The organism is Nonomuraea sp. SYSU D8015, assembly GCF_008065375.1.
In the GTDB taxonomy this organism is placed as follows: domain Bacteria; phylum Actinomycetota; class Actinomycetes; order Streptosporangiales; family Streptosporangiaceae; genus Nonomuraea.
The window spans coordinates 302,389-324,412 of sequence record NZ_VJYI01000007.1 but is presented as its reverse complement, the minus strand read 5'-3'; the positions used below and the strand labels follow the sequence as shown (position 1 = coordinate 324,412).

General features: G+C 71.0%; 19 protein-coding genes. 10 read left to right on the top strand and 9 right to left on the bottom strand.

From position 1 onward, the window contains the following. The first annotated feature begins 114 nt into the window (after window positions 1-114). Together ID574_RS29455 and ID574_RS29450 are read left to right on the top strand one after the other, a co-directional pair. Window positions 115-1,062: a quinone oxidoreductase family protein gene (locus ID574_RS29455; RefSeq protein ID WP_188192214.1), complete on the top strand. Its 948-nt coding sequence runs from the start codon at window positions 115-117 to the stop codon at window positions 1,060-1,062. A 5-nt stretch (window positions 1,063-1,067) separates the two neighbouring features. After that, on the top strand, window positions 1,068-1,691 hold the full coding sequence (locus ID574_RS29450) for a LysE family translocator (protein ID WP_223167191.1): 624 nt from the start codon (window positions 1,068-1,070) through the stop codon (window positions 1,689-1,691). A 23-nt stretch (window positions 1,692-1,714) separates the two neighbouring features. Here ID574_RS29450 and ID574_RS29445 read toward each other — a convergent pair whose 3' ends face one another. Beyond that, window positions 1,715-2,134, bottom strand: a complete 420-nt coding sequence (locus ID574_RS29445) for a RidA family protein (protein WP_188192213.1) — start codon at window positions 2,132-2,134, stop codon at window positions 1,715-1,717. An 85-nt stretch (window positions 2,135-2,219) separates the two neighbouring features. Here ID574_RS29445 and ID574_RS29440 point away from each other — a divergent pair, with 85 nt between their 5' ends. Together ID574_RS29440 and ID574_RS29435 are read left to right on the top strand one after the other, a co-directional pair. Next, the gene (locus ID574_RS29440) at window positions 2,220-3,134 is read left to right on the top strand and encodes a patatin-like phospholipase family protein (RefSeq protein ID WP_188192212.1); all 915 of its coding nucleotides are present in this window, start codon (window positions 2,220-2,222) and stop codon (window positions 3,132-3,134) included. A gap of 25 nt (window positions 3,135-3,159) precedes the next feature. Further along, window positions 3,160-4,194 carry a 1-acyl-sn-glycerol-3-phosphate acyltransferase gene (locus ID574_RS29435; RefSeq protein WP_188192211.1) on the top strand — a complete coding sequence of 345 codons (1,035 nt, stop codon included), beginning with the start codon at window positions 3,160-3,162 and terminating at the stop codon, window positions 4,192-4,194. On the opposite strand, the gene ID574_RS29430 is transcribed toward ID574_RS29435, so the two are convergent. The 4 genes from ID574_RS29430 to ID574_RS29415 form a co-directional block, all read right to left on the bottom strand. Further along, window positions 4,136-5,623 (bottom strand): cobyric acid synthase, encoded by a 1,488-nt coding sequence (locus tag ID574_RS29430; RefSeq protein ID WP_188192210.1) that lies wholly within the window; start codon window positions 5,621-5,623, stop codon window positions 4,136-4,138. The genes ID574_RS29435 and ID574_RS29430 overlap by 59 nt on opposite strands. 98 nt (window positions 5,624-5,721) lie before the next feature. Continuing rightward, window positions 5,722-6,054, bottom strand: a complete 333-nt coding sequence (locus tag ID574_RS29425) for an antitoxin (RefSeq protein ID WP_188192209.1) — start codon at window positions 6,052-6,054, stop codon at window positions 5,722-5,724. A 74-nt stretch (window positions 6,055-6,128) separates the two neighbouring features. Then, window positions 6,129-6,497, bottom strand: coding sequence for an Mth938-like domain-containing protein (locus ID574_RS29420; protein WP_188192208.1), 369 nt, complete (start codon window positions 6,495-6,497; stop codon window positions 6,129-6,131). 201 nt (window positions 6,498-6,698) lie between these two features. Then, complete coding sequence (locus ID574_RS29415) at window positions 6,699-9,476, bottom strand: AfsR/SARP family transcriptional regulator (protein WP_223167213.1); 2,778 nt, start codon at window positions 9,474-9,476, stop codon at window positions 6,699-6,701. 226 nt (window positions 9,477-9,702) lie between these two features. On the opposite strand from ID574_RS29415, the gene ID574_RS29410 reads away from it, so the two are divergent. Continuing rightward, window positions 9,703-12,528, top strand: coding sequence for an AfsR/SARP family transcriptional regulator (locus ID574_RS29410; protein WP_188192206.1), 2,826 nt, complete (start codon window positions 9,703-9,705; stop codon window positions 12,526-12,528). Window positions 12,529-13,611: 1,083 nt separating this feature from the next. Here the strand turns inward: ID574_RS29410 and ID574_RS29405 are convergent. From ID574_RS29405 to ID574_RS29390, 4 genes are all read right to left on the bottom strand, one after another. Further along, the gene (locus ID574_RS29405) at window positions 13,612-14,256 is read right to left on the bottom strand and encodes a 2'-5' RNA ligase family protein (RefSeq protein ID WP_188192205.1); all 645 of its coding nucleotides are present in this window, start codon (window positions 14,254-14,256) and stop codon (window positions 13,612-13,614) included. After that, window positions 14,253-15,635 (bottom strand): extracellular solute-binding protein, encoded by a 1,383-nt coding sequence (locus tag ID574_RS29400; protein ID WP_188192204.1) that lies wholly within the window; start codon window positions 15,633-15,635, stop codon window positions 14,253-14,255. Before ID574_RS29400 ends, ID574_RS29405 begins: the two co-directional genes overlap by 4 nt. Before the next feature lie 64 nt (window positions 15,636-15,699). After that, window positions 15,700-16,521 (bottom strand): carbohydrate ABC transporter permease, encoded by an 822-nt coding sequence (locus ID574_RS29395; RefSeq protein WP_188192203.1) that lies wholly within the window; start codon window positions 16,519-16,521, stop codon window positions 15,700-15,702. Further along, entirely contained in the window at window positions 16,518-17,357 is an 840-nt protein-coding gene (locus ID574_RS29390; RefSeq protein ID WP_188192202.1) for a carbohydrate ABC transporter permease, read from the bottom strand. Before ID574_RS29390 ends, ID574_RS29395 begins: the two co-directional genes overlap by 4 nt. A gap of 272 nt (window positions 17,358-17,629) precedes the next feature. Between ID574_RS29390 and ID574_RS29385 the strand changes: the two genes are divergently transcribed. From ID574_RS29385 to ID574_RS29365, 5 genes are all read left to right on the top strand, one after another. After that, on the top strand, window positions 17,630-18,253 hold the full coding sequence (locus ID574_RS29385) for an HAD-IA family hydrolase (protein WP_188192201.1): 624 nt from the start codon (window positions 17,630-17,632) through the stop codon (window positions 18,251-18,253). Continuing rightward, window positions 18,246-19,259 carry a LacI family DNA-binding transcriptional regulator gene (locus ID574_RS29380; protein ID WP_188192200.1) on the top strand — a complete coding sequence of 338 codons (1,014 nt, stop codon included), beginning with the start codon at window positions 18,246-18,248 and terminating at the stop codon, window positions 19,257-19,259. Before ID574_RS29385 ends, ID574_RS29380 begins: the two co-directional genes overlap by 8 nt. Before the next feature lie 127 nt (window positions 19,260-19,386). Then, on the top strand, window positions 19,387-20,574 hold the full coding sequence (locus ID574_RS29375; RefSeq protein ID WP_188192199.1) for a cytochrome P450: 1,188 nt from the start codon (window positions 19,387-19,389) through the stop codon (window positions 20,572-20,574). Window positions 20,575-20,690: 116 nt separating this feature from the next. Then, complete coding sequence (locus tag ID574_RS29370) at window positions 20,691-21,659, top strand: CapA family protein (RefSeq protein ID WP_188192198.1); 969 nt, start codon at window positions 20,691-20,693, stop codon at window positions 21,657-21,659. Between the two features lie 52 nt (window positions 21,660-21,711). Next, a complete protein-coding gene (locus ID574_RS29365) occupies window positions 21,712-22,023 on the top strand; it encodes a BON domain-containing protein (RefSeq protein WP_188192197.1) in 312 nt (103 codons plus the stop codon). The last annotated feature ends 1 nt before the right edge of the window (window position 22,024 follow it).

Here is a 22,024-nt window from a genome sequence, read left to right as displayed (position 1 = left end):
CGTTCGGGGCTGGCAGGTGGGCAACGCCGGGGCGCTCGACTGGGCAGTGCTCGGGCCGGACGTTGCCGGTACCCCGGGTGGCGACGACCGGCGCGGGCGGAGTTGACTTAGGGCATGCATGCCATCACCATCTCCGCCCACGGCGGTCCAGAGGTTCTTGAATACGCCGAGCGTCCCGACCCGGTGCCCGGTGACGGCGAGGTCGTGATCGACGTCGCCGCCAGCGGCGTCAACTTCATCGACATCTATCACCGCTCCGGCGCGTACCCGCTCCAGCTCCCGGCCGTCATCGGCTCCGAGGGCGCCGGCACCGTCTCCGCCGTCGGGGCGGGGGTGCGGGACGTGGCCGTGGGCGACACCGTGGCGTGGGCCAGCGTGATGGGCAGCTACGCCGAGAAGGCCGTGGTCCCGGCCGATCGCGTGGTGCCGGTTCCCGACGGTGTGTCCGCCGAGGTGGCGGCCGCGGCGATGCTCCAGGGCATGACGGCCCACTACCTGACCCACTCGACCCACGAGGTCAAGCAGGGGGATCAGGTCCTCATCCACGCGGGTGCGGGCGGCATGGGGCAACTGCTGATCCAGCTCGCCAAGCTCAGGGGCGCCAAGGTGTACACGACGGTCTCCACCGGCGAGAAGGAGAAGCTGGCGCGGGAGGCGGGCGCGGACGAGGTGTTCCGGTACGACAACTTCGCCGAGGCGCTGCGCGGCAAGATCGACGTCGTGTACGACGGCGTCGGGAGGACCACGTTCGACGGCGGCCTGGAGGCGCTGCGCCCCCGCGGCCTCATGGCCCTGTACGGCGCCGCCAGCGGCCCCGTCCCGCCCCTCGACCCCCAGACGCTCAACAAGCAGGGCTCGCTCTTCCTCACCAGGCCCACGCTCGGCCACTACATCGCCGACCGCGCGGAGCTGCTCCAGCGCGCGTCCGACCTGTTCGGCTGGATCAGCGAGGGACGGCTGGCGATCACGATCTCGCACCGCTACCCGCTGGCCGACGCGCGGCAGGCGCACGAGGATCTGGCGGGCCGCCGGACGACCGGGAAGCTACTCCTCATACCGTGACCTCCATGGACATGAGCATCGCGGCATCGGTCTGGTCGTTCGCCGCCGTGGTGGCCCTGCTGACGGTGACGCCCGGCCTGGACACCGCCCTCGTCCTGCGGACGTCGCTCATGGCCGGCAGGCGGCCGGCCTGGGGCGTGACGCTGGGCATCCAGCTCGGCACGCTGATCTGGGGCGTGCTCACCGCGGCGGGGCTGTCGGCGCTGCTGGCGGCCTCGCGGCCGGCGTACGAGGTGCTGCGCTGGGCGGGGGTGGCGTACCTGGTGTCGATGGGGTTGCGCATGATCCTCTCCAGGCGGCACGACCTGCCCGAGCTGGAGCGGCAGGAGGTCGGGTTCTGGAGGGGGTTCGGCCGCGGGCTGACGACCAACCTGCTCAATCCCAAGGTCGGGGCGTTCTACGTGGCCATGTTGCCGCAGTTCATCCCGGACGAGGCGCCGCACGCGGTGATGGGGTTGCTGCTGGCCGGCGTGCACGTGGCCGAGGGGCTGGTGTGGAGTGCCGCGCTGATCGGGTTCGCGTCGCTGATGAGCGGGTTCCTGCGGTCGCCGGCGGTGCGGCGGCTGCTCGACCGGCTGACGGGCGTGGTGATCATAGGGTTCGGCGTGCGGCTCGCGACCAGCGACTGAGCTCCCGCTGGAGGCGGGCGGCGCTAGGCCGGCCGCACGAACCGCTCCGGCGGTATCACAGCGATCGGCACGAGCTCCACCAGGAACTCCGGCAGGACCAGCCCGGGCACCTGGATCAGCACGCTGGCCGGGGCCGAGCCCGGCGAGAAATGCCGCGACCGCACCCGCTGGATCCCGGGCAGGTCCTCGCGGCGCAGGAAGTAGATCGTCATCGAGACGATGTCGTCCAGCCGGCCGCCGACGGCGGCGAGGATCAGGCGGACGTTGTCGATGCTCTTCTCCATCTGCGCCTCGATGTCACCCGCCCCGACCACCTCGCCGTGCTCGTCCCAGGCGACCTGCCCGGTGATGTGGACGACCTCTCCCGGGCCCTGGATGACGCCCTGCGAGAACGCCCGCCCGTTCGGCGCCCACACCCCGGAAGGATTGAAGCCATCTGCCATGTGACTCCTCGTGTTGATGTGACGTGTTCGGGACCGCACCTCCGATTCTCCAGGCCGGGACGGCGAACTGCACGATTTTGCGGTCATGGTCCAGATCGTCGCGCTCGCCGTGTTCTCCGTCAGCGGACGAGGCGGCGACGAGCGGGCCGCTTTGCTTCGGGGGCGTGGCAACGAGAGGGTGGGTGACGTGGAGACCGCGTTCGTGCTCGGTGGCGGAGGCGTGCTCGGCGCGCACGAAGTCGGCATGCTGCAGGCGCTCGACGAGGCCGGCATCAGGCCCGACCTGGTGGTGGGCACGTCGGTCGGAGCGCTCAACGGGGCGGTGATCGCCGCCGCGCCGGACGAGGCCGTCGCCCGGCTGACCGGTTTGTGGCGTTCCGACATCGTGCGTACGGCGTTCGCCGGCTCCTGGGTGGCGCGCCTGTCGACGCTGGCCAGGACCGGCACCCACCTGCACCCGATCGGCCCGCTCGGAGAGGTGCTGGGCGCGACGGTGGGGGTGTCGACCATCGACGAGCTCGAGGTGCCGTTCCAGTGCGTTGCGGCCTCGGTGGAGCGGGCGGCGGCGCACTGGTTCACGAGCGGGCCGCTGGTCGAGGCCGTGCTGGCGTCGTGCGCGGTGCCCGGGCTGCTGCCGCCCGTCGTGATCGGCGGCGAGCACTTCTACGACGGCGGTCTCGTCCACAGCATCCCCGTCGGCCGGGCCGTCCAGCTCGGCGCCAAGCGCGTGTACGTCCTGCACGTCGGCCGGATCGAGCGGCCGCTGACGCCGCCCAGGCGGTTCTGGGAGGTGGGGATGGTGGCGTTCGAGATCGCCCGCCGGCACCGGTTCGCCGAGGACATGACGAGCCTGCCGCCGGGAGTGGAGGTGCACGTGCTGCCCGCGGGGGTGACGCAGCCGCTCTCGCCGCTGCGCTATCGCGACCTGTCGCAGATCTCGGCCTACATCGAGCGTGCCTACAAGGCGTCTTCCCGCTATCTGAGCCAGAGTGGAGGATGAGGGAAGACCGTCAAGGGAGGCCGCGTTGCTCCCTCCTCGCATCCTGCGCAGGCTCGTCCTGGCTCCACTGGTCATCGTGGTGACCGTGTTCATGCTGGTGACGCTGCCGTTCTGGCTCGTCGTCACCGCGGCGGCCTCGCTACGCCTTCCGCCGCCGCAGCGCAGGGGTCCCCGGTTCGTGTGGTTCGGGATGGCGTGGCTGACGCTGGAGTCGGCGGTCCTGATCGCGTGCCTGTGGCTGTGGGTGGCGGGCGGCGCCCGCCGGCAGGAGCGGCACTACGACCTCATCAGGTGGTTCCTGTCCAAGGTGTACGCGGCCGCGGTGCGGATCTTCCGGCTGACCGTGACCGTCGAGGAGCCGGAGGCGACCGCTGAGGAGCAGGCCGCCCGGCTGACGAGGCCCATCGTCGTGTTGTCCCGGCACGCGGGTCCGGGCGACTCCTTCCTGTTGATCTACCACCTCCTGGCGTCGTACGGGCGGCGGCCGCGCATCGTCATGAAGGCGGCGCTCCAGTACGACCCCTCGCTGGACGTGATCATCAACCGGCTGCCGAACGCGTTCGTGCCGCGTAAGCACGGGCAGACGCGTGTCATCGAGGAGATCCAGCGGCTGGCCGCCACGATGGACGACCAGGACGCCCTGGTGATCTTCCCGGAGGGCGGCAACTTCACCCCGCGCCGCCGCCGGCTGGCGATCCGGCGGCTGGAGGAGAAAGGGCTGGCCGAGGAGGCGGAGCGGGCCCGCGGCATGGATCACCTGCTGCCGCCCCGCCCGAACGGGGCCATCGCCGCCATCGAGTCGTGCCCGTCGGCGGACGTCATCTTCGTCGCGCACACCGGCCTCGACGACCTGGTCACCCTGGGGGACGTCTGGCGCAAGCTGCCCTACAGCGCGCGCATCACCGCCAAGTGGTGGCGAGTGCCCGCCGACGAGGTGCCGAGGACGCGCGAGGAGCGCATCCGCTGGCTGTACGACCACTGGGAGCGCATCGACTCCTGGATCAGCGCCCAACCGCGCCCGGTGGAAGAACCGGGACCTCCGGCGGGCCTTGCTGGATGAGGCGCAGCAGCGCGTCCGTGTCGAGGTGCCGTTCGACGAGGTCGCCGAGGGCGTCCAGCCGCTCCTCCCTCAGCATGGCGAAGTCGGTGTCCGGGGCCGGCACGAAGTCGCGCCCGGCGCGCTCGGCCACGTCGGCCAGGAACGCGCGGCGGAAGGCGTCGTTCTCCATGGCGCCGTGCCAGGTGGTGCCCCACACGTCGCCGACCCTGCACCCGTCGAGGAACGGCTCGCCACCCTCGACCGTGGCCCGCCCGTGGTGGATCTCGTAGGCGCGCACCGGATGACCGTACGCCGTGCCCTCCGGCCGGGCCAGCCGCTTCTCCGGCGCGAACTCGACGCGCACCGGCAGCATCCCCAACCCTTCGACCTTCCCCTGACCTGACTCGACGTCGTCGACGATCTCCCGGCCGAGCATCTGGAAGCCGCCGCAGACGCCCAGCACCGGCCCCTTCCGCTCGGCGATGGCCGCGGCCAGCCCTGTGGTGCGCAGCCAGGCGAGGTCGCTGACCGTGGCGCGGGAGCCCGGGAGCACCACGAGGTCGGCGTCGTCGAGCTCGGCCGGGCCGGTGACGAACCGCACCACGACCCCCGGCTCGGCGGCCAGCGCGTCCAGGTCGGTGAAGTTGGAGATCCGCGGCAGCCGGACGACCGCCACGCGCAGCGTCTGCCTGCCGTGCGGGGGGCGGGCGGCGACCCGGCGGCCGTCCAGGGCCAGGGAGTCCTCGACGTCCAGCCAGAGCCCGTCGAGCCAGGGCAGCACGCCGTAGACCGCGCGGCCGGTCAGCCTGCGCAGCATGTCGAGACCGGGCTCGAGTAACTCCTTGGCGCCCCTGAACTTGTTGACGACAAATCCAGAAATGTGGGATTGGTCGTCGGCGTCCAGGAGGCCCACCGTGCCGTAGAACGCGGCGAACACCCCTCCCCGGTCGATGTCGCCGACCACGATGACCGGCAGGTTCGCGGCCCTGGCCAGGCCCATGTTCGCGATGTCGCCGCGGCGCAGGTTGATCTCCGCCGGGCTGCCCGCGCCCTCGCACACCACCACGTCGTACTGCGCGCGGAGCCTGGCCAGCGCCTCCAGCGCCGCCGTCCGCAGGAGGTCCCTGAGGTCGCCGTACTCCATGGCGTCCACGTCGGCCACCGGCCGGCCCATGAGGACGACCTGGCTGCGGCGGTCGCTGCCGGGCTTGAGCAGGATCGGGTTCATGTCGGCGACCGGCTCCAGGCCGGCGGCCTGCGCCTGCATCGCCTGGGCCCGGCCGATCTCGGCGCCTTCGGCGGTGACGTACGAGTTCAGCGACATGTTCTGCGCCTTGAAGGGCGCGACGCGGACGCCCTGACGGACCAGCCAGCGGCAGATGCCCGCGGTGACCACGCTCTTGCCCGCGTCCGACGTCGTGCCCGCGACCAGCAAACCCCCGGTGACCATGGGATCACCGTACAGGCGGCCGGTCACGCCCGGGCCAGGGTCTCCGGCGCGACCGGCCGAGCCGCGTCTGCCCTGAGCCCTTTGCAGCCGTGTGCAGCCTATTCGCCGTGCTGCTGCCCGTGGCCGGGAGGGGTCTGGCCGGAGTACCCAGGAGGAGGCTGGCCGGGAGGAGGCTGGCCGGGCTTCCCGGAAGGGGTCTGGCCGGGAGGAGGCCGGCCGGGGCGCCACGTCTCCCCGCCCGGGGGCGTGCTCCGCCCGCCGCCGTAGCGGCGCTGGATCGTGTCGGCGCCCTTCTCGATGTGCTCGTCGTACTTGTGGCCGGTCCGCTCCTTCGCGTACCGATCGGCCTTGTCGATCAGCTGGTCGGCCTGCTTGGAGTGCCCTCTCGCCAGGTTCTCGGCCTTCTTCAGCCATTCCCCTATGCGGCTCATCAACTTCTCCCCATTCATCAGGCTTACCGCTGCTCCCTACCCCCATGGCCGAAGCAATCACCGGGGCCGGGCGTTCAGCAGGTCGAGTGGAACAGCCCGCCCACGGCGGCCGTCTTCGCCAGCGCGTTGTAGCGGTCGACCGCGGCCGTCGTCTCCTCGACGTACACCTCGACGCCCCGCTCCTTCAGCAGTTCCAGCGTCTCGGGACAGGTCTGGAGCACCAGCTGCATGCCGCGGGACAGGACCACGACCCGGCAGCCCCGGTCGAGGAGCTCTTGTACGTCGGCGGGCTGGATGCCGGGCGAGTGCCGGGTTCCGGTCTCGCTCCAGTCCCAGGGACGGCCGCCACCCGGATAGAGCTTGAAGTCCTTGCCCTCGCCGACGCCCTCGACGACCATGCGGCCCCAGGAGATGTGCGTGATCAGCGGGCTTCGCTCATCCATACAACGAGCCTACGTGCTCGCCGAACCGTTGATTTGCTCGAAGAACTCCTCAACGGCATCCATGGCTGCTGGCTCATGCATGAGGAGTGGAGCATGCGGTCGGTGCACTCGGCGCGCACCATCGTGGACCTGCTGAGCGGTCCACGCGCCGGTCGGGTGGCAGGTCACACCCACTTCACCACGAGCACTGGATAGCTGGACCTACAGCATGTTCCTGATCGGCCCCGGCATATCCGGAACAGGCTGCTCGAGCAGCTCGTCCACGTCCGCGTGGGTCAGGAGACGGGTCTCCAGGAGAGCCGCGAAGCAGTTGCGCCAGTCCTGCCGAGCCTCGGCGTGCCGTCCCAGGGCGTGCAGGGTCTGACCGGACCACCAGGCGGTCACGGCGTAGCCGATGCGGTATCCGGCTTCGCGCATGAGCGCCAGCGCCACCTGGTAGGTGTCGGCCGCCTCGGCGAGACGTCCGGCATGCATGTAGGCGCGGGCCAGGGTCTCGCGGGACACCCCCTCCCCATACAGGATGCCGCTCCACTCCACGATGGCCGCCCTCGCCTGCGCTATGGCCTCCTCGAACCGGCCCTGCCGGTAGAGCACGTGCACGCGGTTGTTGAGGATGGCGCCTCGCGCGTAGCGGTCGTCCGTCTCCTCGGCGATGTCCAGGGCCCGAGCCAGGTTGGCGACGGCGAGGTCGAGCCGCCCGAGCATGGTGTAGACGACGCCGAGTTTGTTCAAGGACCCCATCCTCCGGTGCGGCAGGGCGGTCTTGTCCCAGCACGCCACTGCCCGTTCCAGGTGGTCGATCGCCTGTTCGTAGCGTCCCTGGTCGCGGTAGACCCAGCCCAGGTAGCTCTCCTCCTGCGCCTGGCCGGCCCAGTCTCCGCACCGCGCGGCCACCTCGGCCGCGTTCCGGTGGACGTCGGCCAGGTGCGTGACCCACCCTCGGTAGTTGAACGGCCAGTGCAGCCCGATCGCCAGTCCTATGGCGGTGTCCGGATCGGCGGTCTCGGCCGCCTGGCGGGCCGCGGCCAGGAGGTTGTCACGCTCGGCCTCGGTCCATTCGCTGGCCTCCCGTGCGCTGGCGAGCGCGAGACCGGGCTGCTCCGCCTCGTACGCGGGCTCCTGGATCTGGACGTGCACGAGCCGGGTGGCGGTGTTGACCGTGGCCAGGTAATGGTGGAGCCCGCGGCGGAGAGCGCGCGCGCGTTCGGGCTCTGACAGCTCGCGGGTGGCCTGTTCCCTGGCGTACAGGCGGATGAGGTCGTGGAAGCGGTACCGGCCGTGCCCCGCGGCCTCCAGGAGCCGGGCGCCGCGGAGCCGTTCGAGGGCCGCCTCCGCCCGTGCCTCGGGCCAGTCGGCCAGATCGGCCGTCGCGGCCGGGGTGTGGGTCGGCGTGTCGAGCAAACCGAGCAGCGGGAGGAGGTAAGCGGCATCGTGGCCGCTGGGCTCCTCGCGCAGGTGCCGGTGGCTGACCGCGATGCTGGCGCGTACGGCCAGGTCGGCGTATTGCAGGGTGTCCAGGCGCCGGGCCGCGTCGGCGAGGCGGTCGGCGAGGCCGGCCAACTGCCAGTCGGGCCGCGCGGCGAGGCGGGCGCCGGCGATCCGGATGGCCAGAGGGAAGCCACTGCACAGCTCGACGATCTTCGCGGCGGCCTCCGGCTCGCGCTGGATGCGGCCTGGGCCCGCGATCCTGGCGAGCAGTGTGACGGCATCGCTGTCGGCGAGCCCGGCCAGATGCAGGTGGCGGGCGTTGTCGAGCGTGGCCAGGGCATCGCGGCTGGTGATGACGGTCCGGCAGCCCGCGCCCGCCGGGATGAGCGGCCGCACTTGGTGGGCGTCGAGCGCGTTGTCGAGGATGACGAGCAGGTTGCTCGCCGCGGTGAGCGACCGGTAGCGGGCCATCGCCCCTTCGAGGTCAGCCGGTACGGCGGAGCCGTCCAGCCCCAGCGAACGTAGTAGGTGGCCCAGAGCGTCGAGTACCGGCAGCGGCTGCACTCCTGGGGTCGCGCCGTTCAGGTTGACGTAGATGACGCCGTCGTGGAACCGTCCGGCCATCGCGTGCGCGACGTGGACGGCGAGCGCCGACTTGCCGACGCCGCCGGGCCCGTTGACCACGGCCACACTCGCACTCGCCACCGCTTCCCGCAGCCAGCCCACCTCCTCGTGCCGGGCGGTGAACGACCGGGTATCGGCGGGCAGCTCGGCAGGGACGATCGTGCTGGACTGCGCCGGAGTGGTGAGGTCGAGCACGGGATCTCTGGTGAGGATGGCATGTTGCAGCCGGCGCAGCCGCGTGCCCGGCTCGATGCCGAGCTCCTTCATCATGAGGGTGCGGCTCTCCTGGTAGACCGCGAGCGCTTCGGACGGCCTTGCCGCGCGGTAGAGCGCCAGCATCAGCTGGGCGCGCGGGCCCTCCCGCAGGGGGTGGGCCTGGATGTGCGGGATGAGGTCGATCACCGCCGTGTGGTGATCCCCCGCGGCCAGGCGCAGGTCAATGTGATCCTCAAAGACGGCCAGGCGCTCTTCCTCCAGGCGGCTGGACTCGATCTGCGCCCATGCGTCGACCAGCTCAGTCAGGGCGCGTCCCCGCCACAGGGCCAGCGCCCGCCGGAACAGCCCGTCGGCCGTACCCGGCTCGCGGCGCTCGCGCGCCATCCGCGCCTGGCCGGCCAGCAGCGTGAAGCTGTGCGCGTCGATCTGGTCGCGGGGCACATCCAGCAGATAGCCGCTGGGCACGGTCGCGATGATCTCGGGGCCGAGTACGTTACGCAGCTTCGACACCACGATGTGGAGCTGCTTGCCGGCCGTGGCCGTCGAGGTCTGCCCCCAGACGTCGGCGACGAGCTGCCGTGCGGTGACGGGCCGACCGGCGTCCAGCGCCAGCCGCGTCAGAACGGCGACACGGCGACGTCCCACCAGCCGTACCGGTTGCCCGCCCGCCTTGATCTCCCAGGGCCCGAGATACCCGATCTCCAGTGTCATCAAGGAGAGAAGCGTACAAGCGGGCGGTATATCGCCGGTATGTTCTCAAAGTGCTTGATCGGCTCTGACGGCAGGGGAACTACCTGGGCCAGGATCAGGTCCGCCTCCTCCCCGGTGAGGTGGTGGACGTCGCCCAGGGAGACGGCGTTCCATCCGTCATCGCCGCGAACAAGACCGGCCAACTCGTTACAATGCCGACTCCGTTGAAGGAGGAAATACGCTCCTCATGCCGCTGGAGATCAGATTCCTCGGTTCGTGGCAGGTCCTGGCCGGTGACGAACCGGTCCGGCTCGCCGGGCAACGACGAATCGGCGTGCTGGCCAGACTCGCCCTGGACGCGGGGCAGACCGTACACGCCGAGCGGATCCTCACCGACATCTGGGCAGACAGCTCCGCGGCGACCGCGGCCAAACAACTCCACATCGTGGTCTCCAAACTCCGCGAAACCCTCGAACCCCACACCATCGAAGAGATCATCCAGACCGTGCCCGGCGGCTACCGGCTCGCGCTCCAACCCGACCACATCGACGCCCACCTGTTCACCCGCCTGGCCAAACGCGCCCGCACCGCCCAGGCGCAGGGGGCCGGGGCCAGTGCGGACACGCTGTTCCGCACAGCCCTGCAGTTGTGGCGAGGCGAACCACTGGCCGAACTGACCGCCCCCTGGGCACGGATCGAAGCCACCCGCCTGGAAGAGGAACACCTCACCGTCCTGGAAGACCACGCCGACCTCCGCCTCGCCGCCGGCGACCACCACGCGGTGGCCGCCGACCTGGCCGCACACGTGCGGGCCCACCCCCTACGCGAACGCCCCGCCGCCCAGCTCATGCTCGCCCTGCACCGCGCCGGCCGCCCATCCGAAGCGCTCGCCGTCTACCAGAACACCCGCAAGATCATGGTCTGCGAACTCGGCATCGAACCCGGCGCCGAACTACGCCGCCTGCACCAGGCCGTCCTGGCCAAGGACCCTGCGCTCGACCTGACCACCCCGGCCCAGCAGGTCACGCTCAGCGAGCCGTACATCCCGGCCGAACTACCTGCCGACACCCACGCCTTCACCGCCCGCGCCACCGAGATCCAGCGCCTGCGCACCGCGCTCGGCCCCGCCGACGGACCCACCGACGGGCCTGCCATCGCCGTGATCGACGGGCCCGGCGGCATCGGCAAATCCGCCCTGGCCGTCCACGTCGCCCACGCCCTGGCCGCCCGGTTCACCGACGGCGTCATCTACCTCAACCTGCACGGATCCACCCCCGGCCTCGCCCCGCTGACCCCGGCCCAAGCCCTGCGCCACCTGCTGCGCTCCCTCGGCCTGGACGGCACCGCCGTCCCCGCCCACCCTGGCGAGGCCGCCGCCCGCTACCGCTCCCTGACCGCGACCTGCAACCTGCTGATCATCCTGGACAACGCCCGCGACGTCCGCCAGATCCGCCCGCTCATCCCCGCCGGCCCCGGCTGCCGGGTCCTGATCACCAGCCGGAATCCGCTGGCCACCCTGGACAACGCTACCCACCTCCACCTGGGCACCCTGAACGCCGCCGACGCCGCCGCGCTGCTGTCCCGCCTGGCCGGACCCGACCGGGTACGCGCCGAACCGCAGGCGGCCGAGCGGATCGTCCACCTGTGCGGCGGCTTCCCCCTCGCCCTGCGGATCGCCGGCGCCCGCCTGGCCGCCCGCCCCGACTGGACCCTGTCCGACCTGGAAGCACGGCTGGCCGACGCCACCCGTCGCCTGGACGTGCTGGAGTACGCCGACCTGGCCGTCCGCGCCAGCATCGCGGTCAGCCACCACCACCTCCGAGAAGAACCCGCCGGCCGCGACGCCGCCCACCTGCTGCCCCTGCTCGGCCTGCTCGACCTGCCCACCCACACCCCCGCCGCCACCGCCGCCCTGACCGACTGGCCGGTTGCCCGCGCCGAAGCCGCCCTGGAACGCCTCCAGGACGCCCGCCTCCTCGAACCCGCCGGACCCGACCGCTACCAGTTCCACGACCTGGTCGGCCTCTATGCCCGCGAACGGGCACACCAGGAGTTGTCCGAGGAGGAACGCACCACCGCCGTACGGCGTGCGCTCCACCACTACCTGACCACGCTCTGGCTGGCCAGCCCCATGCTCGGCCGCGATGCCGTACCGCGATGCCCTGTCGAATTGCCCGACACCCCCTTCACGGACCTGGCGGAGGCGGGACGATGGGTCCAGGACGAGCGGGACAACCTGCTCGCCGCCGCGCAGCAGGCCTTGGACGGCGCCGACCCGGAGACCGCCATCGGCCTGGTCATCGGACTCCACTGGCCCTTCTGCTACCAGGGCTGGCACACCCAACTGGCCGGCCTCTACGCGCACGCCATCGAGGTGGCCGACCGCATCGCGGCGTGGGAGGACAAGGCCCAGCTCCGCAGCTTGCTCGGCTGGGTTTACCGAGACCAGGGCCAATACGACGCCGCGATCGCGCAACTGAAGACAGCACTCACCGACTGGGACCACGCGGAACTGCCCCAAAGGAAGGCCGGAGCCCTCAACAACCTCGGTGTCATCAACGCCATCGTGGGCCGTCTCGACGACGCGCTCGGCTACCTGGAGTCCGCTTTCATGCTCAACGACGACGCCGAACGCCCTGTGGGATCGGTCGTGATCCGCAACAACCGGGTGCACGTCTACTACCGTCAGGGGCGCTTCGATGAGGCGATCGCGGAAGCACGCCAGCTGGTGGAGCTGTGGCCGAAGGCGGACCCGCTCGCTGGTTCGGGCACGGCACAGGATTCGCTGGGCGACGCCTACCGCCATGCCGGCCGGCTGACCGAGGCGGTGGAGAGCTACACGGAGGCCGTGCGGCTGCTCCGCGAGTCGGGACACCGCATGAAGGAAGCCGTGTCACGCTGGTGGCTCGGCACCACCCTGCACCACCTGGAACGGCACGGCGAAGCACGGAAACAGTGGGAGGAGTCCATCCGCCTCCTGCGCGACGCCCGCCTGCTCACGCCCGGGGAGGCGACCGAGATCCTCGCCCAGGCCGTGCCGGACACACCCCAGCCGATCAAGAACATGCTCTGACTCTCAGCCCGGCACGTGTCCCATGTTCGGGGTGGAGGAACGGCGGGATACCGCGCTGTGACGATGAACTCACCGATGCGAGATCGCCAGCGGAACCGGCGAGCTCGGCGGTCATGAGCGTGGCGGCTGGGTACCCACAACGAGGGGGAACAGTATGCGGAGGCGTAGCACCTGCACCCTGGCAGGCGACTCGTCACAACGACCTTGCTCATGGGTGGAATAACCCCCGCCCTGGCGTCGGCTGAGGTTTCGTCCGGCCAGAATTCCGCCGCACCGGGGATAAGCAGTACACCAGCTCGCTGGGAACCCTGCAATTGCGCGTCGGCACGTACGCGGGTCGTGCGTACTGCTGGGCCCGGGTCAGCAGCCAGGGAGCACCCCGAACTCGAAGTACAACCTCAATGTCATCATCGATGGTCCCGGCAGCCACTACAAGGTCGAAAACGAGGACATCAGCGGCTACACCTACATGGCCTGCTGGAGCAAGAAGACTTCCAGTATCACCGAGAAATGCTTGAGGACGACTGCTTGACCGCAGCGGGCCCCCCGTGGTCAGGGAGGGCGCGTGCGCTGACCCGGCATCACGCGGACGCATCGGGCCTGCGGCCCGGGACAGGAGCTCGCACCTCAGGTGAGGGGGCGCCGCGCTGGCTGAGGCGTGCGGTCGGTGGCCACGAGGCTGGGCGGCGCGGGTCACGATGCCTGGTGCCTTCTTGTGCTGCCCGCCGCCGTGGCCCATCAGGATCAGGAGACGAGCTCCGACGGCGTCTTCCGGCGTCCACAACACACCGGGTGTCTCGCCGAGGGTGAACAGCCGCGAATCTCCGCCCTGTCGGCAGGCAACACGGTCTGGAGCGCCGACTGCATGCCCGCGGAACAGGACCATGACGCAGCAGCCCCGGTCAACGAGCTCCTGGACGTCGGCAGGCTGGATGCCGGACGAGCGCCTGGTTCCGGTCTTGTCCCAAACCGCGGGCGTGAACGTGGCCGGACACTCCGCTGAAGCGATTGCGGTCCCGTGTGTCCCCCGCCGGGGAAGGAAAGGGCCGGCGGCCGCTCGGCGACCGCCGGCCGATCTGCTGTTCACTCCGGCAGTCGCCAGGTGTGGAGGTGCTCCCAGGTGAGGGTGTGCCACCACCGACCGGACCAGTCGTCGCTGCGGGTGCGGTAGAGGGTCACCGTGTTGCCGGGGAAGCGGTCGGGGTGGTCCACCCGGAGCCCACGCGCGTACTCCTCGACCTCCTCTCGTAGATCGGGTCGTTCGTACAGGTCGTGTGACGCGAGCGACAGGTGCGCCTGGAAGGTCTCGGGGTCGAAATGGTGGTCGTCCGGGTTCGGCGCTGAAGCCATCAGCGGCGCGACGGCCTCGTCCACAGCTGCGGCGAGGTCCACGAACGCCTGGTTCGGCGTCGTGGCGTCGGCGAGGTGGTGGACGTCGTAGACCAGGCCGATTCCCTGCGGGCGGATGCCGGCGTTGTAGACCGTGAACGCACGGATTCCGGAGATGCCCTTGGTCACCGCGTCCTTGATGGTGTCCGCGGACGCGGTGATGTGCCGGCTGCCGACGAGTGTGGCGTGCGGCGGGAACGCTCCTGCGGAGACGAGGCCGTACTGGGCGCGCAGCTGGCCGGTGACCGCGGTCACCGCCGCGCAGGTGACGGGGTCGGGGCGCAGGTAGACGCCGTAGCGGTACGGGTCACCCGCGGCTCGGGCGAATCGTGACGTCATTGTCCCGCCTGCTTGCGGTAGTCGTTGATCTTGGCGGTGGCGGCGTTCTGGGCCGCCGTCAACGCGTCGTCCAGCGGCTTGGCTCCGCTGAAGGCCTGCTGCATCTCCGGGACCACCACGGCGCGGATGCCCGACATCGCGCCGCTCAGGCAGCCCGAGGTTGCCGGGACGGAGGGGGTCTCGGCGAACTGCTTGGCCAGCACGGCGGAGCGGGGGTTGTCCTTGAGGAAGGCTTGCCAGGAGGACGAGGTGTCGACCGCGGTGTTGATGGGGGCGTACCCCGTCGCCTTCGCGAACCGCTCCTGCACGGCCGCGGAGGCCAGATGGCTGACGAGCTTCCAGCTCGCCACCTGCTCGGCGTCGGTGTGTCCGACGCGGCTCACCCACATGGCGGCCCCGCCGATCAGGGCGCCGGAGGTCGCCCGGTCGCCTGACAGGGGGAGGGGCAGCACGCTGTATCCCTTCATGCCGATCTGGTTGAGACCGCCGATGGCGCCACTCGAGTTGAACATCATGGCGACCTTGCCGGCGCTGAACGCTTTCACCGCGGCGTTGCCGTCGACGCCGGTGTCGAGCGCCACCCCGTCGGTGTAGAGCTTCGCCATGGTGGCGATGGCCCGCCGCTGCGGCTCGCCCGTCAGCGAAGAGGCGGTGGCTCCGCCTGCTTCCCGGCCGTTGGCGGGAGTGCAGTAGAGCGCTCCCGACGCGGCCGTGAGCTGCTCGAACCACCAGCCGTCCATGGGCTGGACGATTCCCTTGACGTCAGGCGACGCGGAGGAGACCTTGCGCGCGGCCGCCGCGACGCCGTCGAGCGTGCCGAGCGTCGACCGGTCCACGTCCGCGCGGTCCAGCAGGCCGTCGTTGACGTACAGCAGCGGCATCGAGGTGGCCAGCGGCACGGCGAGCAACTGCCCCTGGGCGGTGTAGTAGTTGCGGGCCGCGGGGCGCAGTTGGTCGAGGTCGAGGTCGTCCGGGTTGGCGGCGGCCATCGCCGCGGCCGGCACGGTCTGCCCGGCGTCGCGGAGGAATCCCGTGGTGATGTCGTTGGACACCATGACGCTCGGCGTGCTCGTGTCGCGGATGGCCGAGGTGTATTTGGCGATGGCGTCGGCGTAGCTGCCCTGGAACGACGCCTTCACCTCGATCTTGCCGCGGTTGGCCGCGTTGAAGGCGTCGATCTCGGCTTGGAGCGCCTCGCCTGCGGCGCCGCCCATCCCGTGCCAGAGCGTCACGCTCACCGGCGCGGTCGCCGCGGACAATGCCGCCGGTCCCGGTGCTGACGTGCTCTCGGTTGACTGGGCGGCGGGGCCGCCGCAGGCCGTGACCATGGTCGCCACGGCGGCGAGGATCGCGCCGGCGAGGCGGAGTCGTACAGGCATGGCTGACTCTTCTTTCTTCATTGGACCCAGCGGGGAGAGAGTGGTTGCGGAGGGGTGCCGGGGGTCAGACGGTGACCCGGCTGGCCAGCCCTCTGACGAGGAAGCGCTGGCCGAGCAGGACGAGGAGCAGGGTCGGCAGGATGACCAGCAGCGTGCCGGCGTAGATGACGACCGGCGTGGTGGCCTCCTCGACGACGAGTTGGGCCAGGCCGACCTGAATGGTGCGCCGGTCCGGCGAGTCCGTGATCAGTAGCGGCCAGAAGTACCCGTTCCACGCTGACAGGGCGCACCACATGGCCGCTGTGACGAGCTGCGGGCGTGCCATGGGGAGCACGACGTGCAGCAGTGCCCGCAGGTCACCGCAGCCGTCCAGGCGGGCGGCCTCCCACGCCTCTCTCGGCAGGGCGAGGAATGCCTGTCGCAGCAGGAAGACGGCGTACCCGGCGGCCAGGTACGGGATGACGATGCCGAGCAGGGTGTCGCGCAGCCCGAGCGCCGTGGCGAGTTCGAAGTTCGGGATGACGAGGCTCTCGCCCGGGATGGCCAGCGTGGCGAGCACGATGGCGAAGACGACGGCGCGGCCACGCCAGCGGGGGAACACCAAGGCGTACGCGGCCAGCGCCGCGGTGATCAGCTGCGCCGACGACTGGAGCGCCGTGACCGCGACGCTGACGGCGTACTGCCGGGCCAGCGGGGCGCTCGTCAGCGCCTCGCTCAGGTTGGCCGACGTCAGCCGCGTCGGCACGGGGATGAGCCGGCCCGCGGCGACGTCGCTCTGCGGCAGGAGCGCGGTCACCACGGTGACGTAGACCGGGAAGGTGATGACCACACCGATCATGGCGAGCCACAGCCAGCGCACGACCGAACCGGCCCGCAGACGTTTCATGCCGACCTCCGTACGACGAGGAACTGCACCGCCGTGACGATGAGAACGAGTGCCAGCAGGGCCAGCGCCAGCGTCGAAGCCGAACCCAGCTGGGGCAGCGCCTCGCCGAACGCCCGCTGGTACAGCTCGTACACCAGCGTCGACGTCGCACCCGCCGGCCCGCCCCGGGTGAGGATCTGGACCTGGGTGAACACCTGCAGACCGCTGATCGTCTGGGTCACGACCAGGAAGATCAGGCTGGGCCGGATGGCCGGGATGATCACCGACCAGGCCGTGCGCAACTCCGAGGCGCCGTCGAGCGCGGCCGCCTCGATGCTCGCCTGATCCACCTGTGTGAGCGCGGCCAGCACCACGAGGAAGGCGAACCCGAACTCGTACCATGCCGTCGCGATCGAGACGCTCACCACAGCCCACGCGGGGGATTCCAGCCATTCGGGACCGTGCAGGCCGACCGTGGCCAGCACCTGGTTGATCGTCCCGACGGCGGGGGCGAACAAGCCGGCGAAGACGGCGGACGCCGCCGAGGCGGAGTAGGCGAACGGCAACGAGAGCACCACTGACAGCACGGCCCGCGGGCGGCGGGCGGCCCGGCGCAAGGGAAGGGCCGCCGCCAGGGCCCCGGCGATGGCGAGGACCACGCTGAGCGCGGTGATGACGCCGGTGGTCAGCAGGGCCCGTCGCAGTGCGGGGTCGGTCATCAAGTCGACGTAGTTGCCGGCACCGATGAAGCGGGTGGGGTTACCCAGCAGGTCGGTGCCGTACATGCTCAGAAACGCGCCACGTACGACGGGCCAGTACGCGAAGACGGCCAGGAGGACCACGCAGGGCAGGGCCATCAGAGGCCCGGCCAGGCGAAGCCCATGTCGGCGACGCGAGGGAACGTTCCCAATCACGGGGCAACATTCCCATGTTTTGTCCGGTATGGGAAGGGGGTGCCGGGCCCGAAATCGCCCATGGGCGAGCGGGGCACAGAGATGGTTACCGCCAGCTGAACACCGCCCGGACCCTGTCTTTACCAGCTATGACGCGCGTTGGGCGACCGAGGTGCGGGATCGCCGCGATTGCGCCTCTGGACGGCGGACGGTCCGCGCCCGATATGCTCAGAGATGTGGAACGTTTCCAATCTGTAGGGTCGCCGTTGGTTGTCTTCGATCTCGGCGGCGTGCTGTCCCCTTCCGGCCAGGCGATCGCTGATGTCTCCCGGATCCTGGGCGTTCCGGAGGAGATCCTCGCCGGCCCGTACTGGGCGGGCCGAGACGCCTACGACGCGGGCGGCTCCGCGGACGACTACTGGCGAGGAGCGGCCGGAGCGCTGGGGCGCTCGATCGACAGTGAGCTCGTCGAACGCCTTGACCAGGCCGACGTCGCGGGCTGGGCGCGGCTCGCCGCCGGCGCAGCGCGCCTGCTCGCCGAATTGACGGGCCGGGGCATACCTCTTGCCGTCCTGTCCAACGCGCCGGCGTCGCTCGCGGCGGCGGTGCGCGCCTCGCCCTGGAGTGCCTCTTTCCAGAAACTGATCTTCTCGTCGGACGTCGGGCTCTTGAAGCCTGATCCGATGATCTACAAGACTGCTGAGGCGACGTTGCATCCCCCGCCATCGGGCGTCGTCTTCTTCGACGACCGAGCGGTCAACGTCGCCGCCGCCCGTACGCACGGCTGGCGGGCACACGTGTGGACCGGCTGTGGCGAGGCGCTCGAGGTGCTCGCCCGTGAAGGGGTACTCCATGGTTGAGCGCACCAGAAACCCGACGATCATCGATGTGGCCAACCGGGCGGGCGTGTCCAAGTCCGTGGTCTCGCGGGTCTTCTCCGGACGCGGCAGCGTGAGGGAGGAGACCCGGCAGCGGGTGCTCATCGCGGCCGAGCAGCTCGGCTACGTCGTCAACGCGGTCGCGCGCGCCATGGTGGCCCACCGCACCTATACCGTCGGGGCGTTCGTGCGCGACGCCTCCACCGCCTTCTACGGCTCGCTGCTCACCGCGATGCAAGAGCGCGCCGCCTTTCACGGATACCGGGTGGTGACCGCGACCGGATCCGGCCGCTTCGCCGTCGCCGACGAATACCGCGCCCTGGAGACTCTGATGATGCTGCAGGTCGAGGCGCTGATCGTGTGCAGTGGGGCCCTGCCGGCCGCGCAGATCGTGCCGTTCGCCAAGCGGCTGCCCACGGTCGTCGCAGGGCGTCCGGAGACCCACGAAAGCATCACCAGCGTGTTCTGCGACGAGGAGGAAGGCGGCGCGGCGCTCGCCGATCACCTCGTCGACCTGGGACACCGCAACGTCGCTGTGGTCACAGTGGCGGAGAGCGAGTCGATCACGATGGCGCCGCGGACGGCGGCCATGGCGCGGCGGCTGCGGCAGCGTGGCGCGCGGGTCATGGAGATCCACGGTCCGATTCACGACGCGGAGGGCAGGTGGGCGACGGAGACTCTCCGGCGTCGGGAGATCACCGCCGTGATGGCGCCGAGCGACCGCCACGCCGTGGCCCTGATGGAGCAGCTCCAGCTGCGCAATGTCGCGGTGCCAGGCGATCTGTCGGTCACCGGCTACGACGGCATCGGGGACCTCGCGACCCCTCTGATCGGATTGACCCACTGGCGCCAGCCGATCGATCTCATCGGCAGCCGGGCCGTCGATGCCGTGGTTCGCCTGCTGGACGGCGAGACACCTCCGGATCACCACCAGGCGCTGTCCGGCTCGCTGGTGGTGGGTCGTACCACCGCGCCTCCCTCCCGTTGAAAGAGGAGGCCGGCGAACGAGCGGCGTTGGGAACGATCCCCATCTCGCCGCAGGCCGGATCGCTGTGGCTTGACCTTGACGCGGCGTCAACGTCTTGACTGGAAGCCACCGCGAGCAAGGAGTCCCCGTGCGTGAGACGACGCCTCCCGTCCTGCCCTTCGACCGGCCCGACCCCATGGCGCCGCCGCCGGCGTACGCGCGGCTGCGCGAGCGCACGCCCGTGGCCCCCGTGATCACGCCGGACGGGCGGCGGGCCTGGTTGGCGACCTCCTACGACGCGGTCGCGCAAGCTCTGTCCGATCGCAGGTACGGACTGGCGCCGCCGGGTGCCGAGACGGCGGCGAACGACACCTTGTTCCAGGACGGTGAGGCTCATGCCCGGCTCCGCCGGCTCGTGTCGAAGGCGTTCGGCCCGCGGGGCGTCGGAGCGCTGCGGCCGCGGGTCGAGCGGCTGGCCGACGACCACGTAGCGGCGTTGGCGGAGGGCGGGCCACCGGCCGACCTCGTCTCCGGACTCGCCGCCCCGCTCTCGATCACGGTGATCGGCGAGCTCCTCGGGGTGGCGATCGGCGATCGGGAACGGTTCCGCGACCTGGCCGATGCCGCGGGCGCCGCGGACTTCTTCTTCGGGGCGGAGGAGGACCTGGCCGCGGCCGCCGAGGCGTGGAGCCGGCTCACCGCCTACGCTGGGGAGCTGGTCGCGGCCAAGCGGGAGGCCCCGGGGGACGACCTGCTCAGCGCCCTGGTCACGGTCCGGGACGCGGAGGACGGGCGGCTCAGCGACGCCGAGCTCGTCGCCATGACCACGACCATCGTCGCCGCCGGCTACCAGACGGCCTCCAACGCCATCTCCACAGGGGCCATCCGTCTCCTGGTGGAAGGACGGCTGCCGGCTCTGGCGTCCTCCGGGGGAGAGGAGATCGGCGCGGTCGTGGAGGAGATCCTGCGGATGCAGGCCGGGCGGACCGGCGAGCCCTTTCCCCGTTACGCGCAGGAGGAGCTCGAGCTGGCCGGGGTCCGGATCGGGGCGGGTGACATGGTGCTGGTCCGGCTGGAGGCGGCCCATCGCGACCCCGCCCACTTCGCCGACCCCGACCGGTTCTGGCCGGAGCGGCGCTCCAGCCCGTCCCTGGTGTTCGGACACGGCATGCACTATTGCCTCGGGGCGCCTCTGGCGCGCGTGGAGCTCGCGGCCGCCCTCGGCGCCCTGGCCCGGCGGTTGCCCGGGCTCAAGCTCCGGGGAGCGGTCGAGGAGATCGAGTGGTTCGGCGGAGGGAACGACACCGGCCCCAAGGCCGTCCACGTCGCTTGGTGAGGCGCCGTCTGACGACACTTCGCCCAGGGGACACGGCGTGGGGGTGGGGAGGCCGTAGCCGGTTGGGCGGCAGGTCGGAGGCGTTTGAGCGCGTGAGGGTGAGGCAGGGGGATCGTGTGACTGCCACGCTCGCGCTGGCGGGTGACACGATGCTCGGCCGCGGCGTCGCGGACCTGCTGGCCATGTCCACGGATCCGGGCGCGTACGTCTCGGACGGCGTCCGCGCGCACCTCTCCGAGGCCGACGCGGTGCTGCTCAACCTCGAATGCTGCCTCTCCGACCGGGGCACCCCGTGGGCCGCGCCCGGCAAGCCGTTCCATTTCCGCGCCCCGCCACAGGCCGCCGACCTGCTCGCCGAGCTCGGCGTACGCTGCGTCACCCTGGCCAACAACCACGCCCTCGACTACGGCTACGACGCGCTCCTGGACACCCGCGCGCACCTCGAGCGCGTGGAGATCCAGGCGGTGGGGGCCGGCGCCGACGAGGCCGAGGCGCGGCGGCCGATCGTGCTCGCCGTCCGCGGGCTGCGCTTCGCCGTCATCGGCGTGACCGATCATCCGATGGACTTCGCGGCCCGTCCCGACCGGCCGGGCGTGGCGTACGCCGATCTGGCCTCCGGCGTGCCGTCCTGGGTGACCGACACGGTGGCGGACATGCGTGCCGAAACGGACGCCGTCCTGGTCACGCCCCACTGGGGGCCCAACATGACGGATGCGCCCCTCCCCTACATCCGCTCGGCGGCGGCGGCCCTCGTCGAGTCCGGTGCGACGCTGGTCGCGGGCCACTCCGCGCACGTGGCCCACGGCGTGGCGCCGCCGGTCCTCTTCGACCTCGGCGACTTCCTCGACGACTACGTCGTGGACCCGGAGCTGCGCAACGACCTGTCGTTCCTGTTCCTGGTGACGGTCGACGAGCTCGGCCCGGTCCGGCTGCGGGCCGTGCCGCTCAAGCTCGACTACTGCCGCACCCTCCTGGCCGACGGCCGGGAGCGCGCATGGCTGGGCGAGCGCTTCGTCAAGGCGTGCGCGGACCTCGGGTCCACGGCCACCTGGGAGGACGACCTGCTGGCCGTGGACATGCGCTGATAGCCCGGCTCCTCGACGGGTAGGCGATGGTCACGACCACGAGGAGGTTGCCATGTATCCGGCTCCGTTCCCGGCCTGGAGCTATCCCCCGGAGCGGTACTACTACGGCTGGTGGAGCCAGCCGCGGCCGCCCGCCGAGCCGAGCGACCGGGAGATCAAGTCCCAGCTGGTCGACCGGCTGCGGGACAACCCGCACACCAAGGACGCCGACATCCGGGTGGACGTCAAGCAGCGGGTGGTCATCCTGGGCGGCGACGTGGACAGCTGGCTGGCCAAGCGCGCGGCGGGTGACGACGCCTGGGACACCCCCGGTGTCGTGGACGTCAGCAACCAGCTAGTGATCCGCCAGGGCGGCGCCCCATAGC

What these genes read in the sequence shown, in the direction of transcription:
- ID574_RS29425 (WP_188192209.1), bottom strand. Translation starts at nt 6,054, where the DNA reads ATGAGCCGCATAGGGGAATGGCTGAAGAAGGCCGAGAACCTGGCGAGA.
- ID574_RS29440 (WP_188192212.1), top strand. Translation starts at nt 2,220, where the DNA reads ATGGTCCAGATCGTCGCGCTCGCCGTGTTCTCCGTCAGCGGACGAGGC.
- ID574_RS29415 (WP_223167213.1), bottom strand. Translation starts at nt 9,476, where the DNA reads ATGACACTGGAGATCGGGTATCTCGGGCCCTGGGAGATCAAGGCGGGC.
- ID574_RS29445 (WP_188192213.1), bottom strand. Translation starts at nt 2,134, where the DNA reads ATGGCAGATGGCTTCAATCCTTCCGGGGTGTGGGCGCCGAACGGGCGG.
- ID574_RS29395 (WP_188192203.1), bottom strand. Translation starts at nt 16,521, where the DNA reads ATGAAACGTCTGCGGGCCGGTTCGGTCGTGCGCTGGCTGTGGCTCGCC.
- ID574_RS29410 (WP_188192206.1), top strand. Translation starts at nt 9,703, where the DNA reads ATGCCGCTGGAGATCAGATTCCTCGGTTCGTGGCAGGTCCTGGCCGGT.
- ID574_RS29455 (WP_188192214.1), top strand. Translation starts at nt 115, where the DNA reads ATGCATGCCATCACCATCTCCGCCCACGGCGGTCCAGAGGTTCTTGAA.
- ID574_RS29450 (WP_223167191.1), top strand. Translation starts at nt 1,068, where the DNA reads ATGGACATGAGCATCGCGGCATCGGTCTGGTCGTTCGCCGCCGTGGTG.
- ID574_RS29390 (WP_188192202.1), bottom strand. Translation starts at nt 17,357, where the DNA reads ATGGCCCTGCCCTGCGTGGTCCTCCTGGCCGTCTTCGCGTACTGGCCC.
- ID574_RS29400 (WP_188192204.1), bottom strand. Translation starts at nt 15,635, where the DNA reads ATGCCTGTACGACTCCGCCTCGCCGGCGCGATCCTCGCCGCCGTGGCG.
- ID574_RS29405 (WP_188192205.1), bottom strand. Translation starts at nt 14,256, where the DNA reads ATGACGTCACGATTCGCCCGAGCCGCGGGTGACCCGTACCGCTACGGC.
- ID574_RS29380 (WP_188192200.1), top strand. Translation starts at nt 18,246, where the DNA reads ATGGTTGAGCGCACCAGAAACCCGACGATCATCGATGTGGCCAACCGG.
- ID574_RS29430 (WP_188192210.1), bottom strand. Translation starts at nt 5,623, where the DNA reads ATGGTCACCGGGGGTTTGCTGGTCGCGGGCACGACGTCGGACGCGGGC.
- ID574_RS29365 (WP_188192197.1), top strand. Translation starts at nt 21,712, where the DNA reads ATGTATCCGGCTCCGTTCCCGGCCTGGAGCTATCCCCCGGAGCGGTAC.
- ID574_RS29420 (WP_188192208.1), bottom strand. Translation starts at nt 6,497, where the DNA reads ATGGATGAGCGAAGCCCGCTGATCACGCACATCTCCTGGGGCCGCATG.